This window comes from Amycolatopsis sp. NPDC052450 (genome assembly GCF_044547565.1).
GTDB lineage: Bacteria > Actinomycetota > Actinomycetes > Mycobacteriales > Pseudonocardiaceae > Amycolatopsis.
Genome location: NZ_JBIUAQ010000021.1, coordinates 106,503 through 123,487, shown reverse-complemented (window position 1 = coordinate 123,487; position 16,985 = coordinate 106,503). Strand labels below are relative to the sequence as shown.

Below are 16,985 nucleotides of genomic sequence, written 5' to 3'. Positions count from 1 at the left end.
CCGGTTTGGTTTGGGCGGGGGTTCACCGGGGCGGGGGGGGGGGCGGTGGGCGTGCGGGGGGGGGCGGGCGGCGCCGTTCCGGCCGCGGCCGGAACGGCGGCACCGGTGGGGAAGCTCGACCTGAACACGGCCACGGCCGAGCAACTCGACACCCTGCCCGGGGTCGGCGAGGTGATGGCTAAACGCATCGTCGACTGGCGGTCCGGGCACGGCGGGTTCACCAGTGTCGAGCAACTCCGTGAAGTAGAAGGGATCGGCGAATCCAAAATAAGAAAAGTCCGGGAATTGGTGTCCGTCGGATGAACCCGTCCGCCGATCCGTCCGAAGTGGACACCGCGTCGTGGCGAGGGCAGGACCTGCGGCTGGTACCGGCCGCGGCGACGGCCTGGCTCGGCACTCTTTCCGGGCTTCTGGGCGGCTGGTGGATCACGATGCTCTGCGGTGCGGCCGCCGTGGTGCTCGCGATCACCGCCGGTGTCCGCGCCCGCCGGACGGCGTCCCGGTGGGTGGTGGGCCTCGGCGCGCTCGCGGTCCTCGGCGTGCTCACCGCCGGTCCGGTGGCGCTGCGGATCCGGGCCGCCGAGCACGACGACCTCCGTGCCGCCGCCGCACGGGGGAGCGAAGTCACCACGAAGGTGGTGGTCACCGAGCGGCCACGTCCGGTCCGCGGTGCCGGATACGCCGATCGCCGGGCAGGCACCCGCCTGGTGGTCATCGCCGCGACGGTGGACACCGTGGTGACGGGAGAGCGGGCGGTGGATTCGGCCGGCCGGATCCTCCTGCTCGCTCCCGCCGAGGGGTGGACGGACCTGCTGCCCGGGCAGCAGGTCACCGCCTCCGGGCGGCTCGCACCGGCGAAGGGGGCCGAGCTCACGGTCGCGGTCCTGTCGGTGCGAGGTCCGCCGTCGGCCCTCGGACCGGCGCCCTGGTGGCAGCGAGCCGCGGAGTCGCTGCGCACCGGGCTCCGGGAGCTGTGCGCCGTCCTCCCGGAGGAGCAGGCCGGTCTGGTGCCAGGACTGGTCGTGGGAGATACGAGCACGCTGTCCCCGAGGGTCGAACGCGAGTTCACGGACTCCGGCATGTCCCACCTGATGGCCGTGAGCGGAGACATTGTTCGTGCTACACATGGGGCATGTCAAGTGGCATCGTGCGCGTCGGCCAGTACGGCCGGGCTTCCCACCTCAACGAACGCTCCGTCGACGACCAGCTGATCGAGAACGACGCCTGGGTCGCGCGGGAGCCCACGTGGCGCACGGTCTGGGTCAAGCGCGACGACGGCCGATCCGCTTCGAAGTTCGCCACCAAAGCCCGGCCGGGCTGGGAACAGGCGATGACTTCGATCGAGGCCGGGGAGATCGACCTGTTGCTCTGCTGGGAGCTGAGCCGCGCTTCCCGTGACCGCCGAGTCTTCGCCGCGCTGTTCGCCGCGTGCGAGGAGAACAATGTCAAGATCGGCGTCGGTGGCCGGGTCTACGACCTCGCAGACGAAGAGGACGCCTTCCAGCTCGACCTGCAAGCCGCGCTTGCCGTTCGCGAGTCGGGCAAGACTCAACGCCGCGTGAAGCGCGGCAGCCGATCGTCGCTCGCCTCTGGCCGCCCGACCGGGAAACCCCCGTTCGGCTACCGCCCCATCCGCAGCCCCGAGACCGGGAAACTCGACAATTGGGTCGCTGACGAAGAAACGGCGCCGATCGTCCGGGAAATCGCGAAGCGCGCGCTGGCCGGGGAACCGCTGGCCACGATCGCCACCGACCTCAACGAGCGCGGCATCCGCACCCGCCCGACGAAGAAATTTCCTGAAGGCGCGGAATGGGACGGCATCCGCGTTCGGCGCGTGGCGATCAACCCGACGTACGCCGCGTATCGCGTGCACAACAACGAGATCGCGACAGGCACGGAGGCTAGCTGGCCGGCGATTCTCGTCGATGACGATGATCCCGGCGAGGCGCGCAAGAAGTCTCGCGACTTGCACGACCAGCTCGTCGCAAAGCTCTGTGATCCCCGTCGGAAGTCCTACGCCGACGGCTCGACGAAACACTTGCTCGTCAATATCGCACGATGTGGCAAGACGCTGGAGAACGGCGAAATGTGCCGAGCGCGCTGTCGTCGGATCAAAAACCGCGGAACGCCGTCGTACGCCTGCGAGCGCAAGTTCTGCGTTGCCCGCACACAATGGCTGGTCGACACGTTCGTCACCGAGGTCGTCATCGGCCGCCTGGAGCGCGATGACGCTCTGGAACTTCTGGTGCCGGACGAGTCCGGGCGTGCCAATGAGGCGCGGCAGGAGGCGGCCACGCTCCAGGCGCGGCTCAACCGGTTCTATGACCAGGCCGCCGACGACAAGCTGTCCGACGAGGGGTTGGCCCGGATCGAGGCGCGGCTGCTGCCGCAGATCAAGGCCGCTGAACGGCGCGCTGAGCAGCACGCTGCCGCCTCATCCCCGCTGATCGCTGAACTCGCTGGGCCGGGTGCGCGAGAGCGCTGGGAGCGGCTCACCGTGCCGCAGCAGAGGGAGGTCATCCGAATTCTGGGTGTGCCGATCATCTTGCCGACGGGGCGCGGTAAGTGGCGGGACCCAGCGGCTCTGGACTTTCTGTGGCATCACGAAGTGGAGGCGGTATGACCGAGCCGAAGGATGAGCAGTTTGACCCGCTCAGGTCGATTCTTGCGGAGATCGTCGTTACGTGCGGGTCGAAGGCGGATGGAGACACACCGCACCAGCCCGATCGGCGCGATGCGCCTCGTCGTTTGCGTAGCTTTACGTTCCGTCGGATGGAGAGTCGCGGCGGCCGGATTGGCGATTGGGATGCGGTTCGCACTCTCGATGAGGACGGTCTGGACGCGCGGGACGAGCGAGCACAGGGCGGGATCTTTCCCATTCCCCGCGGCTGGCGAATCGTGTGCCCGACGTGTGGCCACGAACAACGATTCAATCGAGAAAGGCTCGGAAGCGCGCTCGACAACCTTGCGGCAGCAGGCCTAACGAGAATCCCGCTCGCCACGCTTGCGCGAGTCTGCGCGCAGTGATCGCCTTGATGTAAGGTTTAGTAGACGTAAGACGCGAGCCGGAGTGTGAACCGGCCGCCGCCGGGGCGATAACCGGCCGCCAGCCGATGGCGCACGTTCAACGTGATCATTCGGGCAGCTGACCCTTCCCAGCCCTCATCAGTGGGCGCGGCAGGGTACTTCGAGCTGTTCGGAGAACCCATGTCTCGCAGCATCAGTGCTTCTCCAGAGGCACGCCGCGCTCGCGGCAAGCTGGCGGCCGCCACTCGGGATCACGGCGCAGAGCATCCCATCACCTGCGCCGCTCGGCGCGAATTCCGTGCTGAAAGGTACATCTCGACGCTCGGTGCCATCGTCGACACCGCCCCACCCGTCGACCAGTTCGGACCAGATCAACGCGACCGACTCGCAGCGCGGATCGCGGAAGTTGTTGCCGCCGCGCCTCCGCTGCCGGAGGCGTCGAAGGCCCGTCTCGCCGCGATCATCAACGGCGGTGCCCGATGACAAACAAAAAGGACGCGGCCCCGCGTGAAGGGCGGGGCCGTGTCAGTCGAACCATTACCAGCAGTGGTGGTCACCTTGATTCTACGCCACTACGGATGGTAGGGGGAGCCCTTGATCAGGCGATCGAGGAATCGATCGCCCGTCACCCCGCAGGTAAGCGGCGGCAAGCGGGTGAGCGTCGATGACCACGGACTCCAAGGCCTGCATCGGCTGCTCCAGCGAACTCGGCACCGACCACCGGTTGCCAGGGTGGTACCACGAATGCGCACGTGGCAAGGCCACCGCGGACACGTTGGCTGACGATTACCGGACACTTGTCGAGCTAGGAGGCGAAGCCTACGAGCGCCCGCTACGTCCGCACGAGGTCGCCGACTTCCAAACGGAGAACCCTGGCCTCGACATCACCGGCGCCTACGCCGAGATCGAGCCCACTGACGACCTCGGCATCGCCCGCAGCTACTACTACACCGTCGACGACGGCAACCCAGACTTCGTACGAGTGGAGAAGCTCCAGGGCGGCACTCTCGTCAGCGGCGCTGATGCGCGGAAGTGGGTCTGCGAATGACCAACCTTCAGGACTGGCGTGACGCCGTCCACCAGATCACCCCAGAGAGCTACACGACACTAGGCAAGGTCGGGCGCCTCGACGACCTTGCCGACCGGTTGCACCTGATCGCTGAAACCCAAGGGGTGCGGCGCTTCCTCGAACATCTTCGCCACACCGGAGTGCCCGAAGACGACTGGGCGCGCCTCACCGGCCTGTATCCTGACGGCGCCCGTCACTCTGTCGAAGCGCTGATCGGCGTACACCGAAGGAAGATGGAAGGAGGCCGCGCCCTGACTGAGTTCGGCCTCGCCGACCGCATCGCCGACCAGTACGCAGCCGATTTGGCGTGGTGCAAAACGCTCGGCGGATGGCTCAGCTGGTCAGGTAGTCGCTGGAAGCTCGACGACGGCGACCACGTCGCCCAGCGACGCGGCATGGACACCGTGTTGAGCCTCGCTCGCGAGGCCGACTCCGCCGAGATGCTGGCGAAGGTCGTTGCTGCGGACGGTAACGACAAGGCAACCGAGATCGCCGAGGCGCGAGCTGGGGCCCTGCGGAAGTTCGCCCACGCCTCGCAGAAGGCCAAGGTCGTGGCCAGCGCCATCGGACTCGTCCGCTCCGAAGGGGTCGCCGTCGACGCCGACCAGTTCGACGCGCGGCCCGAACTGCTCTCGGTGGGCAACGGAACGCTGGAACTGGGCGACACCGCCACGCTTCGCGAGCACCGGCGCGCCGACCGTCTCACCCGGACCACCGAGGCGAAGCACGTGCCTGGCGATAGCTCCGCTGATTGGGAGCGGCTCGTGAACCACGTGCTCCCCGATCCAAAGGTGCGCGCCTTCGTGCAGCGACTGGCGGGGTATTCCCTGTGGGGCGCGAACAATCGACGGCTGATGATCTTCATGATCGGCAAGACGAGCAGCGGAAAGTCGACCTTCCTGGAGATCATCGGGTCCGTGCTCGGCGAGCACGCGGGGCCGTTCAAGCTGAACCTGTTCAGCGGCAAGCAAACCGATGCCGCGCGGCCCGACATCATCAAAGCTCTGCCACGACGGCTCATTCACGCATCCGAGACGTCAGATCGGTGGGAGATGCACGCTGACGAGATCAAGGCGCTCACCGGTAACGACAAGACGGAGGCCCGCAAGATGCGGGCCGACACGTACCTGGAGCGCATCCCCGCCTTCGTTCCCTGGGTGGCCTGCAACAGTGCGCCGATCATCAAGGGGGCTGACCTTGGGCTCTGGCGGCGCCTCGTTGCCATCCCCTGTGGTGAGACCATCGAGCGCGCGAAGGAGGACACGATGCTCGCCGCTCGGATCAGCACCGAGCATCGTGACGCCGTGCTCGCCTGGCTCGTCGAAGGGTGGAACCGCTACCAACGCGAAGGGATCGCCGAGCCGCCGCACGCCGTCGACGTGGCTACCGCCCAGCTGCGCGACAGCCTGTCCACACTGGACCTCTGGCTTGCCGAGGCCACCGAACGCGACGTCGAGTACAGCGTCACCGCGGCCGACCTGTGGGATGCGTTCAACACGTGGTGCGAGTACGGCAAGGTCAGGGCCGAAGACCGGCTCAGCATCACCGCGTTCGGCCGAGGTCTCACTGACCGAGGATTCCTCACAGGATGGGCAGGAACCAGCGGGAAGCGGCGCCGAACCCGCGTAGGCCTTCGGCTCCGCGCTATCTCGATCGACGCCTGACAACGCAGCGAAGCCCCCGTGCCCAAGGCGCGGGGGCTTCGTCGTGTGCTGGAAAGTGCACGGGTTGCGCACGGGTTTGCACGGGTTTCGAGCCCCAACCCGTGCACCGTGTTCCCGCAGCTCAGCAGTCGTTTGAGTGGAGGAAGTGCACGGGTGCACGGGTTTCTATGGCTATTCGTCCTATAGCAAGAGAAAGATCTTTTATCTCTATGGGCCTGAACGGCGCCGCAAACCCGTGCACCCGTGCACACCACGCGCGTCAGGGCTCTGAACTGCGAAAATGGGTAGCCAGTGCTGCCCGGCAACCCGTGCACAAGTCGTGCACAACCCGTGCACCTCCTACTCGCCGCCCTTGTCGAGGTCGTCAACCACGGCGGCCAGGCGACGGAGAGCGTCGGCGGCGTCCACGGCCGGCGTTCCGTCCGCCGTGATCTCGTCCACGGGGATCGAGGTGTTCAGGTGAAGTTCCGTGCGGCCTGCTCCGGATGAGGTCCGGTTCACGAGGTAGGACCGGAAGCCGTGCCGCCTGAGGGCAGCTTCGGCCTCGCCGTAGCTCACGTCTCGATCGACTTTGAGTGCGACGCCGAGGCTGCCGCTGAACAGTTCGATCATTGAGGCTCCCTTGTGGTCGTGTCGTGTGCACGGTGGTCGCTGCGGAGCGGCTGTGCGTTTCAGGCGCTCGACCAGAGCCGTTGACACTGGCACCTTGACGTAACCGTCTAAACAGGAACGTCGGTTATGCTGATCTTGCGATGTTGTTGCTGGTCAGGAGGTCACGATGTCCGAGTTGATGGAGTTGCTGGACCACGTCGTCGCCCGCCAGGCGGTGACCTCCCGGCCGGGGGCGATCGGCACGAAGTCCGGTTTCGGCTCGGCGCCGCCGATCGACCTGGACGCGCTGGAGCTGCGCGACGCTCTCGCTGGCGCGGCCGGTCCGCAATACTTCGAGCTGGAGGCGGCGGCCATGGCGCGGATCGAGCGGCCGCTGCGGGTTCCCCTCGGACTGTGCGAGTGCGGCTCGCCGGTCGTGTGCGAGTTCGACCGCGTGGCCGCGCAGTGCTCCGGCTGTGGCGAGTGGATGGACCGCGCGGAATCCGTTGCTGCTGCGCGGGATTACGTCGAGACCACATGGCTCACGCCCTCCGAGATCGAACGGGAGACGCGCACCTGGGGTACCCCGGTGTCCGCTGGTCGCGTGCGGGTCTGGCGGCACCGAGGGCGAATCAGCGCCGATCCGTATGGGCGCTACCGACTCGCGGACGTCCTGGCCCTGATCGACGCAGCGGCAGGAGTTGCGGCCTAATGCGACCCGTGTTGCATTAGTTGTCGCGGTCGCGTACGTTTCAAGACGAGGCACCGTCGTGCCCGAAGATCCCAGTTGCCCGCTCGGGGGTTGCTGGAACGGCGAGACGACGGCCCGAGAAAGCCCCCGAACGCGTCGGTGTTCGGGGGCTTCTTCAAACTCAGGCCTAGCTCTGCCGGAGGTGAAGACGATGCCGAGCGGCGGAACCAACCATCAGACCACCGGCGCTGTCGCCGCCAAGGCCGAGCGCCAGGTCCGCGCCTTCGAGTTATCCCTGGAAGGTCACAGCCTGCGCGCTGTCGCGGCGATCATGACCGCCGAGGGTGAGCCCGTCTCGCACGAGACCGTGCGGAAGCTGATCGAGCTGGAGGCCGCCGAACGCGTCGGCCCCGTCGCCGAGCGGTACCGCACGATCCTGATCGAGCGCACGAACGCGCTACGCCTCAAGGTCGGCGAACTGCTCGACGTCGACCCGGCCCCGGTCACCGCGGGCAAGGACGGCGACGTCGTCCGCGACCCGGAGACCGGCGAGTTCGTCCGGGACTACGGGCTGCGCCTGTCCACCGTGGACCGGCTGATCAAGCTCGACGAGCGCCTGGCCAAGCTCACCGGAGCCGACGCGCCGCAGAAGGTCGAAGGCAGCCTCAACGCCGTGGTGACCGAAGTGCCGGCCGACGTGGCCGAGCTGATGAGGCAGGCGCGGGAACGGAACGAGGCACGGCGCGGCGAAATCAGTGGAGGCTAGGTAAGAAGCTGGTGTCATCTGTGGTGACTTCGCGGTGAAGCCTGCCGTCCAGATCGCGAACCCAGCGGACGCCATTGGCATCGGTGAAGGTGAACGTGATCGAAACCGTGTTGATGATCATCAGCAGGGCTGCGTCGACGTAGCGCTCATCGAGCAAGAGCGGTGTGAAGGACTTGGGTAAGTCGTCCAGCCCCTGATGGGTCAGCTCAGCTCGGAGCAGATCCCGTTCTTTGAAGAGTGCGGCCAGCAGGATCTCGTTGAAGGCCCGGGAGTCGCGTGCAAAGTCCTCGGGGGTAGTGGTTGGCCGCAGCATCAATTGGGTGTCGATGTACGGGGCTGGGCCGTTGGGGAACGTCACCGTCGCCTCGGCCTTGTAGATCGGCATACCGCCGCCGTTGATGTACTTCAACACGAATCCGGGTCGTGATGCTGGGCGTGGATCGTGGGGTGTTTGTTCGATCCAGAGCGCGACCTTCGTCGCCAGTTCACGCTCTTCCTTCTCCTTGGCTTCTCGATCACTTCGCCGCCAGCCCTCGACTGCGATCCATACGGCGACGGCAGCAGCTCCGATCGACCCGATGCCGCCAACCCACTGGCCCCAGGCGGACCACCAGTCGGCGCCTTGCTTCAGCACGACGCTCATGATGATCAACAAGATGAACGCGAGCGCCAGTATCGCGCCAAGGATGCGCGCATCGAGTTTTCCGAACTTCATGCCGCGAGTATCGCGCACCCAAGGAGGTTCGATGCGGATCTTCTACTGGCTCGCCGACTACTCCGGCTGCGGCTTCTACCGCGCCCTGCTGCCCGGCTCCGAGCTGGTGAACCGCGGCCACGACGTCATGGCCGACGGCCGCGTGGTCCCCGCCGAGGTGCACGCCGGAGAATGCGACGTGGTCGTCGGGCAGCGGGTCTGCAACGAAGCCGCCTCGGTCACCTGGCAGAAGCTCGCCCGCGCCGGGCACACGAAGCTCGTCTTCGAGACCGACGACCTCCTGTCCGCCGTGGACCCATCGAACCGGCAGGCCGCGCACTTCTACGACGCCGAGACCGTCGAGCGCTACCACCAGAACATGGCTATGGCCGACGTGATCACGGTGACCACGGACCGGCTGGCCGACTACGCCGCCTCGATCAACATGACGGCCGAGATCCACGTGCTGCCCAACCAGGTGCCGGGCTGGCTGCTCGACCACGAGAAGCCCGCGACCCCGGACCCCGAGCTGCTGACGATCGGCTGGCGTGGCGGACTGTCGCACAACCGCGACTTTGGCGAGCTGGCTCGCCCCCTGCGTGCCTTCCTCCAGCACCCGGCGTATCGGGGCCGCGTCGAGTTCCACGCGATGGGTGCCGACTACACATCCCGTGTGGCCAGCAACCACAGCCGCACTCGGTGGACCGGCTGGCACGAAGCCGTCGGCGACTTCTTGAAGGCGGTGGACTTCGACATGGCCGTGATCCCGCTGAGGCCCTCGATCTTCAACGAGGCGAAGTCAGACCTGGCGCTCGTCGAGATGTCCGCGCTCGGCATCCCGTCCATCGTGTCCGGCTGGCACGGCTCGCCGTACCGCGTCCTCAAGGGCTACGCCGGCCCTGTCGCGCACCTGGCCAGCAGGGCCAGCGACTGGACCGAGCACCTGCGGTACCTCGTCGACAACCCCGAGGCGCGTGAGCAGCTCGGGAAAACGGCCCGGGAGTGGGCCGCCGGACGAACCATCGAAGCCAACGTTCACCGATGGGAGACGGCCTACGCGGGCGGCTGACGTTATGGATCACGTCTCCGCATACATGAGGTGCTTTTGCGGAGGTTCGGTCATAGCGTTGTTCGCATGGATATCTGCCCTGAATGCCGCGAAGGCGAACTGATCCACATTCCGATCGAAGAGCAACCAAACCTCTGGAAGTGCAACGCCTGCAACGGTTCCTTCCGCAAGGTCGGTCCACGTAGATACGAGAAGTCGGAAGACTGAGCCTGTGGGGCTGCCCTCCAGTGCTACGAAGTTCTGGAGGGCGGGCCCATGGGTGTTGCTGTCGTCGTTCCTTTTGGGCGCCCAGCTGGTGACGCTGGCGTGATCCGCGAAGCCGTGTGGCGTCGGCTCCGCTCCGAATGGGAGGGCACCGGCTGCGACCTGATCGTCGCGGCCGACCCGGCCTTCGCCGCTCGCGGGAAGTTCTCCGTGTCGCGCGCGATCAACAACGCCGTCCGACTCGCCCCGGCCGAGTACGACCGGTTCGTGTGCTTCGGTGCGGACATGCTGCCCTGCCCCGCGACGGTGGCATGGGCGGCGGCCGAGCTGGACGCCCAGCCGTGGACGCTCTTGTTCGACCGGGGAACGTCGGTGGGCGAGGTCGCCACACGGAGGTGGATCGAGGCCGGTCTTAAACCCGGCATTCCGAACCCGGAGATGTTCGCGTCTCCGTGCGTCGGCCCGATCGCCTTCACCCGCGCGACGTTCGAGAAGGTCCGAGGCTTCGACGAGCGGTACGAGGGCTGGGCCTACGAGGACGTCGATCTCTGGTATCGCTTACAGCGCGATGCGCCCCGGATGGCTCCGCAGAGCTACCCGGGCACACCGCTGATCCAGTTCTGGCACCCGACCGAACATCACGACCTGTCGGAAGAAAGCCCGAACGTGCTGCTATTCCGCGACACGTGGGTAAACCCGATTCATGCTGCTCCAGTCATTTGGTGATCTTGACGGCACGCCAGTGGGTAGGAGCGTATGCCGCGATCACCTTCGAACTCTCGCGGTCTGCATCACCGGAGTACAAGCGCAGGTGCCCGTCGGTTCCGCTTACGCGAAAGTCGTGGGCGTCAGTGTGTAGTTCGGTTCGGTTGCTTCCGGTGTGGACTTCGACGGCCATGCGATCGCTCCTTGTTGATCTGGTGCACGTAGGTCGCCGGTCTCGCTTGGAGCGTTACGCGTTTCCGTAGTTTCCTTGGTGGAACCAGGGAGGGCCCTCAGCCCAGGCTCGCGCACGAGCGGGACGTGGAGGGCGCGAATGCCCTGCCGTCCGGCACCCGCGGGTTGTCCGGACGGCAGGGCATCACGTCATTCCTCCAGGTGAGCGACGATCACGGCGACGAGGATGGTCGCCACGCCCATGAACGCGATCGCGGTCACGGGGTAAGACCTGCCGATGATGAACCCGACGGTGGAGATGTAGCTGGCGATGATCGCCAGGCCGATCCTGTTGTCCGACATTGCTGCCCCTGAGTGAGCCGAGCCGGGCGCTGAGCGCCGCAGGAGCGTTGCCCGCTTCTGCGCGTATTGGCTGCTGAGAACCGCGGTTCGACAGGACTACGGAATTTCGGCCAATCACTGTGGCGTTCCGCACAGGGCATGGGCAGGTGAGCGATGTTCGATCTCGACTCCCACCTGGCCGGCCTCGACGAGAGGCTGCTGGCGCTGCCCGAGGGCCGCCGGGTCCTGACCGAGCTGGATCCGCTGCTGTTCGCCGTGCTCTACCTGCCACACCATTTGAGGAGCCAAGAGACCGGGAACGACATCTCGTTCAGCGAAGCCCACCTCGAATGGTGCGAGCTGGCTCAGCGCTACGTCGCGCCGATCAGTACCTTCGAGCCCGGCGACCTGCGGGACGCGATCATCGCGCCGCGCGGCCTCGGCAAGTCGACATGGTGGTTCTTGATCATCCCGATGTGGCTCGCCGCGCACGGGCATCGCAAGTTCATCGCCGCCTTCGCGAACAGCGACACCCAGGCCACGGATCACCTCGGCAGCTTCAAGCGCGAGCTGGAGAGCAACGCGCTGCTGCGGTCGGACTTCCCGAAGTTGTGCACCCCGGCCCGGCGGCCGTCCGGCACGACGGTGTCGGACTCGCAGCACATGTACGTCGCGGCCTCGGGGTTCGTGTTCACCGCGCGCGGCATCGACTCGCAGGTGCTCGGCTTGAAGATCGGCACCCGACGGCCGGATCACCTGATCCTGGACGACGTCGAGGGCACCGAAGGCAACTACAGCCCGACGCAGAAGGAATCCCGGCTCAAGACGATCACGTCGGGCATCCTGCCCATGAACAACTTGGCGTCGGTGACGATGGCGGGCACCGTCGCCATTCCCGGCGCGATCATCGACGACATCGCGGCGAAGCAACGCGGCGAGCAGTACCCGGACTACGTCGACGACGAGCGGTTCACGCCGCGCTACTACGACGTCATCCAGACCGGCGAGGACGGCACCGAGCGCAGCCTGTGGCCCGAGCGCTGGACGATGGCGTGGATCAACACGGTCCGCCACACCCGGTCCTTCCAGTCGCAGATGCGCAACGACCCGATGGCCGCGGACACCGCGTTCTGGTCCGGTGATGACTTCACCTACCGCGCGGACCTGCCGATCGTTCGACAGCTGCTGTCGATCGACCCGGCCGTGACGACGAAGGCGAAGAGCGACTTCACCGCCTTGGCGGTGATCGGCGCGACGCTGCCGGGCCCGGACCGCGTGTGCGTGGTCCGGTTCGCCCAGCAGGTGAAGATCCCGCCGGGGGAGAAGCTGCGCCTGCGCGTGCTGGAGATCTTGAACGAATACCCGGACATCACGGGCGTGGTCGTCGAGACCAACCAGGGCGGCGACACGTGGCTGGCGATCCTGCACGACCTGCCGGTCCAAGTCCGCACCGTCCACCAGGACCGGCCGAAGGAAGTCCGGGCCGGGTCGCTGCTGGCGAAGTACCAGCGCAGCCGGGTCTTCCACGAGAAGCGTTTGCACCGCCTCGAAGCCCAGATGTTGAAGTTCCCGCTCGACGCGCACGACGACCTCGTCGACGCCGTCGGCACCGGGGTCGAGGTGTTCTTGAAGACCGATGCCCCGCCGCAGCGGGCGAGCGTGCGTGAGGGGGCGGCATGACCAGCGATCTCGATGACGCCCTGGAGGCGATGCGCGGCGCCGAGGACGGCTACGACACGGCGAAGGCGTACTCCGACGGACCAGTGGAAGAGGTGTTCACCTCTCGCCGGGTGCGGCGTCTGCTGCGCAACCAGGGCGTCAGCTTCGAGACCTTGATGGGCGACGTTGTGATCGACGCGGTCGCGGACAAGCTGACCATCGAAGCGATCACCAGCGACACCGAGGCGCGCACGCAGCTGATCGCCGACGTCGACGAGGCCAACAACATGGCGTTGGTTCGGCCGGCGGTGATGCGCCGGGCTCTCCAGCTCGGCGACAGCTACCTGTCCGCCTGGCCCGTGCTCGACGCGGCAGGCGAGCCCGTCCCCGGCAAGGTCTTGATCTCCGTGCACTCGCCGAAGGCGATGCGGGTGCTCTACGACGAGGACCAGCCGGGCACGCCGCGTGTCGCGATCCAGAAGTGGACCGTGAAGACGCCACTGGGTGCGAAGCGCGTTCGTGTGGATCTGCTCTACGACGACCGGATCGAGCACTACATCTCCCGGGGCGCACGGTCGAGTCGGGCCGGAGACTTCCAGCCGTACGAGGCCGACGACCGCGACGCCGTCGAGGAGAACCCCTACGGCTTCCCGGTGTTCCACTTCCATGGCACCGGTCTGCCCGGCGAGTACGGCACGCCGGAGCACAAGTGCTTCATCGGCACACAGAACAAGCTGTTGAAGCTGGAGATCTCGCACATGGCGGGCGTGGACTTCAATACGCTGCCGCAGCGAGTCGCCTTGCGTGACGCGGGAAAGCCCGGTCCTTCACCGATCGACGACCTCGACGAGGATGAGTTCCTCGCGAGCCCGGACGGCCAGCGAACCAGCTCGACGACCGGCGACCGGAAGTCGAAGCTCTCCAGCGAGCCCGGATCGGTGTGGGATCTGGAGGGCTACCGCGACGTCAAGCAGCTGGAGCCGACCACCGCGGCCGTGTTCCTCGACCCTCGCGCGGCGTACCTGCGTGAGGGGTCGGTGGTGTCGAAGACGCCGCTACACCTGTTCGACCGCACCGGCCAGATCCCCAGTGGCGAGTCGCTGAAAACGGCGAACGAGCCGCTGGACAACAAGTCCGGCCGCCGGAAGACCGCCTTCGATCCGACATGGCGGGCGTTCTACCAGTTCGTGCTGAAGATCCTCGGCCACGACGACGCGCCGGTGACGTTGGCGTGGGCGCCGATCGAGTCGACGGACGAGAGCACGAAGCTGGCGCTGGCCAAGCAGAAGCAGGAGATCGGCGTGCCGGTCGATCAGTCGCTGACGGAGCTGGGCTACAAGCCCGACGACGTGAAGCGGTGGATGGAGGACGGTGACGGTGGCCTGCCGCAGCGGATCGCGTTGCTGGCCCAGCTCGGCGACGCGGTCGGCGACTTCGCTTCGGCGGTCGCGGCCGGGCTGATGGACCAGGCGACGGTTCAGCAGGTGGTCGCGAAACTGGTCGGCGACGTGACGGGCGCGGACGATGACGGCTCCGGCTAGCGTCATTCCGGCGGTCATCGTCGAGCACGACGGTGAAGCTCTTGCGCTGGAGGACGCGGCCGTTCTGGCTGCTGCCGGGCCGGTACGGGAGGCGTTGAAGGCGGCGCTCTCGTGGGCGCACGTGGCGTGGTCGAAGCGATTCGGCGCGCCACGCGGCCTGCGGTCCGGCGCAGAGTTCGACGCCTACGCCGCCGAGCTGGCCGCCCGTATCCGGGCTGTGGAGATCGACCCGGCACCCGTGCTGCTCGATTTCGCCCAACGGGCCCGGGTACTCGGCGTCTCGCAAGGCCTGATCGAGGCGGGTGCTCCACAGCAAAATCTCGAGAATCGGCTTCGCGAGGAGACACGACGGCACATTGACGAAGCCACGGCGGCGGCGCGGGCGAAGCTGGCACAAGCCGCTGACCTCGTCGAGGCGTTGAACCGCGGCAGCTTCAAGACGATCAACCGGCAACTGGCCGTCGCCGACCAGGCCGGGAACATCGTCGAGCGGGCCGCGCGCACGGTCACGAACGCCGAACTGAACGAGGGCCTGGCCGACGCCGCCGAGCACATAGGCGGCCGCCTGCTGTGGATCGCCGAGCGGGATGCCTGCGTGGCGTGCCTCGCGTTGTCCGGCCAGGTCGTCGATCCCGGCGACGTCTTCGACTGGCGACTGACCTTCGGTGCCAAGGCGTACCAGCCGAAGGACTACAACACCGCCGGTGAACTCGTCGACATCGAGCTGGAGCGGCCGCCCCGGCATCCGTACTGCCGGTGCCGGGTTTCGCCCTGGCTCGGCCACGACGAGGCCGCCGCGCGAGCCGTGACCCACGACTGGGCGCAGGCGATCAAGGACGCACAGGCGAACGGCGACCAGGCGGCGGTCGACGCGGCACGCAAAGCCGCTGCGGCAGCCCAGTCCTCTGCCGCGTTCGACCTTCCGGCGGCGCTCCGGCGCGAGGCCGAGCGGTCGATCCTGCGCGGCGACGCACTGCCGGCCGAATCGGAGAACGTGCGCCTGGCCGCCGCCGACCGGCTGCTGGCACGGATCGGGTCCGGCAAGAACTCGCCCGCGCCCTCTGGGTGGCGGGTGCCCGCGTCGGTGAAGACGCGGGCCGAGCGGGCCGTGAAGCGCGGCCGGTTCACCAGATAGCCCGTGAGGGCAGACACGAGGAGATGCCGAGATGGCTGACGACCCCACCCCTACGCCGGACCCGACGCCCGCAGCCCCACCGGCTCCGGCCCCTGAGCCCGCTCCGGCCGAGTGGACGCCTCCGACGAAGGCTGAGTACGAGGCGAAGATGGCCGAACTCGCGCGTGTGAACGCCGAGTCCGCTGGCCGCCGCGTCAAGCTCAAGGAGCTGGAGCAGAAGAACGAAACCGACGCCGAGAAGGCCAAGCGCGAAGCGCTTGAGGCCGCGACGGCGCTCTACAAGCCGACGGCGATCAAGGCATCGGCGAAGTCGGCGCTGCTGGAAGCCGACGCCAAGACGGAACGCGTGGCCGCGTTGGCTGGCCTGCTCGACGTGTCCAAGCTGGACATCGACGACAAGGGCGAGATCACCGGCCTGGACGCCGAGGTCAAGCGCGTCAAGGCCGAGTACCCCGAGTTCTTCAAGGCCGAGGGCGAAGGCGAGCGGCCGCGTCCCGGCAAGCTGACTCCCGGCGGCAAGACCACCGCCGCCACCGAGAAGACCGCGGGCGAGATCATCGCCGCCCGCTACGGCGGCTAACCCAAGGCCGCCACACCAGAACCATGAGCAGCCCGTGAGGGCGTCCAACCGCACCCGTGATGGGGAAGCGGTGACCTTCCCTTTAATCCCAACAGAAAAGGAGAGCCATCATGGCTGTCGCTTTCACCGGGGCGGGCTGGATCCCGATCGAGACCAACCCCGACGTCATCCAGAAGGTCAAGCAGTCCTCGGCGGTGCTCCGCTTCGGCCACCCCGTGCCGATGGGCAGCAACACGAAGTACACCCCGCGCTCGGGTGGCGTCGTGATCGGCCGGTGGGCACGCTCCACCTCGGCTCCGGCCGACAGCAGCCCGAACGACTCCGTGCTGCTCAACACCGACAAGTTCGGCGGCAAGGTCGTCGTGCAGGCCGAGGACATGGAGGACTCGCTGGCGTCCATCGTGGACACCAAGTCGGGCGACGCCGGGACTTCGTTCGCGAAGCTGTTCGACAACGTGACCCTCGGGATCACGGCGGCGAAGGGCACCAGCGGGTGGGGCTTCGACTCGCTGTACTACGTCCTCACCCAGGCCGACGCGACCACCGGCTACACCGCGAACGCGAACCTGACGCTGGCGGGCACCGGCGGGATCACCTACGACAACCTGTCGGCGTCGCTCGGCCTGTACGAAGTCGGCGACTTCTTCGACGAGGCCGAGACCGTGGTGATCGCGCACCCGTCGTTCAAGCAGGTGCTGCGCGGGATCAAGGACAGCACCGGTGCCCCGATCCTGAACGAGTCGACCGCGGGCGTGGCCGGTGGTGGCCAGGGCGGCACGCCGAAGCTGTTCGGCTACGACCTCCAGTGGTCGATGGGCGCCAAGACGTCCGCCGCTGGCTCGGCCACCCCGACCGGCTTCCCGTTCATCGTGTTCGGTAACCGGCAGTTCCTTCAGGTCGGTCACCGCACCGGCGGCGAGCTGGCGGTCAACTTCCAGGACACCGACACCGGGATCGGCGTCGACACCGACGAGAACCTGCTGTACTTCCGTGCCCGCAAGGCCTTCGCGGTCGGCGCGCCCGGCGCGTTCTCGATGCTGGTGAAGAACTGACCGATGCCGTGATGAGGCCGCGCGA

The 16,985-nt window shown here is 67.2% G+C and carries 19 protein-coding genes; 16 read left to right on the top strand and 3 right to left on the bottom strand.

What is annotated here, in order from left to right; genetic code table 11:
- The 7 genes from ACIHAO_RS29190 to ACIHAO_RS29160 form a co-directional block, all read left to right on the top strand.
- Nucleotides 1-303, top strand: a 303-nt coding sequence (locus ACIHAO_RS29190) for a ComEA family DNA-binding protein (RefSeq protein WP_396563132.1), incomplete at its 5' end; no start/stop codon positions are given.
- On the top strand, nt 300-1,211 hold the full coding sequence (locus tag ACIHAO_RS29185; RefSeq protein WP_396563130.1) for a ComEC/Rec2 family competence protein: 912 nt from the start codon (nt 300-302) through the stop codon (nt 1,209-1,211). The genes ACIHAO_RS29190 and ACIHAO_RS29185, both read left to right, overlap by 4 nt.
- The gene (locus ACIHAO_RS29180; RefSeq protein ID WP_396563127.1) at nt 1,133-2,623 is read left to right on the top strand and encodes a recombinase family protein; all 1,491 of its coding nucleotides are present in this window, start codon (nt 1,133-1,135) and stop codon (nt 2,621-2,623) included. The genes ACIHAO_RS29185 and ACIHAO_RS29180 overlap by 79 nt, the downstream gene beginning before the upstream one ends.
- Entirely contained in the window at nt 2,620-3,027 is a 408-nt protein-coding gene (locus ACIHAO_RS29175; RefSeq protein WP_396563126.1) for a hypothetical protein, read from the top strand. Before ACIHAO_RS29180 ends, ACIHAO_RS29175 begins: the two co-directional genes overlap by 4 nt.
- A gap of 180 nt (nt 3,028-3,207) precedes the next feature.
- Nucleotides 3,208-3,510: a hypothetical protein gene (locus ACIHAO_RS29170; protein ID WP_396563125.1), complete on the top strand. Its 303-nt coding sequence runs from the start codon at nt 3,208-3,210 to the stop codon at nt 3,508-3,510.
- Nucleotides 3,511-3,691: 181 nt separating this feature from the next.
- The gene (locus ACIHAO_RS29165) at nt 3,692-4,075 is read left to right on the top strand and encodes a hypothetical protein (RefSeq protein ID WP_396563123.1); all 384 of its coding nucleotides are present in this window, start codon (nt 3,692-3,694) and stop codon (nt 4,073-4,075) included.
- On the top strand, nt 4,072-5,760 hold the full coding sequence (locus tag ACIHAO_RS29160) for a phage/plasmid primase, P4 family (protein WP_396563121.1): 1,689 nt from the start codon (nt 4,072-4,074) through the stop codon (nt 5,758-5,760). The genes ACIHAO_RS29165 and ACIHAO_RS29160 overlap by 4 nt, the downstream gene beginning before the upstream one ends.
- A gap of 339 nt (nt 5,761-6,099) precedes the next feature.
- Here the strand turns inward: ACIHAO_RS29160 and ACIHAO_RS29155 are convergent, their stop codons facing one another.
- Nucleotides 6,100-6,372: a hypothetical protein gene (locus ACIHAO_RS29155; protein WP_396563119.1), complete on the bottom strand. Its 273-nt coding sequence runs from the start codon at nt 6,370-6,372 to the stop codon at nt 6,100-6,102.
- Between the two features lie 166 nt (nt 6,373-6,538).
- Here ACIHAO_RS29155 and ACIHAO_RS29150 point away from each other — a divergent pair, with 166 nt between their 5' ends.
- Both ACIHAO_RS29150 and ACIHAO_RS29145 read left to right on the top strand, forming a co-directional pair.
- Nucleotides 6,539-7,063, top strand: coding sequence for a hypothetical protein (locus ACIHAO_RS29150; protein ID WP_396563117.1), 525 nt, complete (start codon nt 6,539-6,541; stop codon nt 7,061-7,063).
- A gap of 190 nt (nt 7,064-7,253) precedes the next feature.
- The gene (locus ACIHAO_RS29145) at nt 7,254-7,808 is read left to right on the top strand and encodes a hypothetical protein (RefSeq protein WP_396563115.1); all 555 of its coding nucleotides are present in this window, start codon (nt 7,254-7,256) and stop codon (nt 7,806-7,808) included.
- Here the strand turns inward: ACIHAO_RS29145 and ACIHAO_RS29140 are convergent.
- The gene (locus ACIHAO_RS29140; RefSeq protein ID WP_396563113.1) at nt 7,795-8,541 is read right to left on the bottom strand and encodes a hypothetical protein; all 747 of its coding nucleotides are present in this window, start codon (nt 8,539-8,541) and stop codon (nt 7,795-7,797) included. The genes ACIHAO_RS29145 and ACIHAO_RS29140 overlap by 14 nt on opposite strands.
- 13 nt (nt 8,542-8,554) lie before the next feature.
- Between ACIHAO_RS29140 and ACIHAO_RS29135 the strand changes: the two genes are divergently transcribed.
- Both ACIHAO_RS29135 and ACIHAO_RS29130 read left to right on the top strand, forming a co-directional pair.
- Nucleotides 8,555-9,571, top strand: coding sequence for a hypothetical protein (locus ACIHAO_RS29135; RefSeq protein WP_396563111.1), 1,017 nt, complete (start codon nt 8,555-8,557; stop codon nt 9,569-9,571).
- 306 nt (nt 9,572-9,877) lie between these two features.
- Entirely contained in the window at nt 9,878-10,501 is a 624-nt protein-coding gene (locus tag ACIHAO_RS29130; protein ID WP_396563109.1) for a galactosyltransferase-related protein, read from the top strand.
- 360 nt (nt 10,502-10,861) lie between these two features.
- Here the strand turns inward: ACIHAO_RS29130 and ACIHAO_RS29125 are convergent, their stop codons facing one another.
- The gene (locus ACIHAO_RS29125) at nt 10,862-11,014 is read right to left on the bottom strand and encodes a hypothetical protein (protein WP_396563107.1); all 153 of its coding nucleotides are present in this window, start codon (nt 11,012-11,014) and stop codon (nt 10,862-10,864) included.
- A 153-nt stretch (nt 11,015-11,167) separates the two neighbouring features.
- Between ACIHAO_RS29125 and ACIHAO_RS29120 the strand changes: the two genes are divergently transcribed.
- From ACIHAO_RS29120 to ACIHAO_RS29100, 5 genes are all read left to right on the top strand, one after another.
- A complete protein-coding gene (locus ACIHAO_RS29120) occupies nt 11,168-12,673 on the top strand; it encodes a hypothetical protein (protein WP_396563105.1) in 1,506 nt (501 codons plus the stop codon).
- Nucleotides 12,670-14,193 (top strand): hypothetical protein, encoded by a 1,524-nt coding sequence (locus ACIHAO_RS29115; protein WP_396563103.1) that lies wholly within the window; start codon nt 12,670-12,672, stop codon nt 14,191-14,193. The genes ACIHAO_RS29120 and ACIHAO_RS29115 overlap by 4 nt, the downstream gene beginning before the upstream one ends.
- On the top strand, nt 14,177-15,328 hold the full coding sequence (locus ACIHAO_RS29110) for a hypothetical protein (protein ID WP_396563101.1): 1,152 nt from the start codon (nt 14,177-14,179) through the stop codon (nt 15,326-15,328). Before ACIHAO_RS29115 ends, ACIHAO_RS29110 begins: the two co-directional genes overlap by 17 nt.
- A 31-nt stretch (nt 15,329-15,359) precedes the next feature.
- On the top strand, nt 15,360-15,908 hold the full coding sequence (locus ACIHAO_RS29105; RefSeq protein WP_396563099.1) for a phage scaffolding protein: 549 nt from the start codon (nt 15,360-15,362) through the stop codon (nt 15,906-15,908).
- A 110-nt stretch (nt 15,909-16,018) separates the two neighbouring features.
- Entirely contained in the window at nt 16,019-16,960 is a 942-nt protein-coding gene (locus ACIHAO_RS29100; RefSeq protein WP_125793142.1) for a phage major capsid protein, read from the top strand.
- Nucleotides 16,961-16,985: the final 25 nt, after the last annotated feature.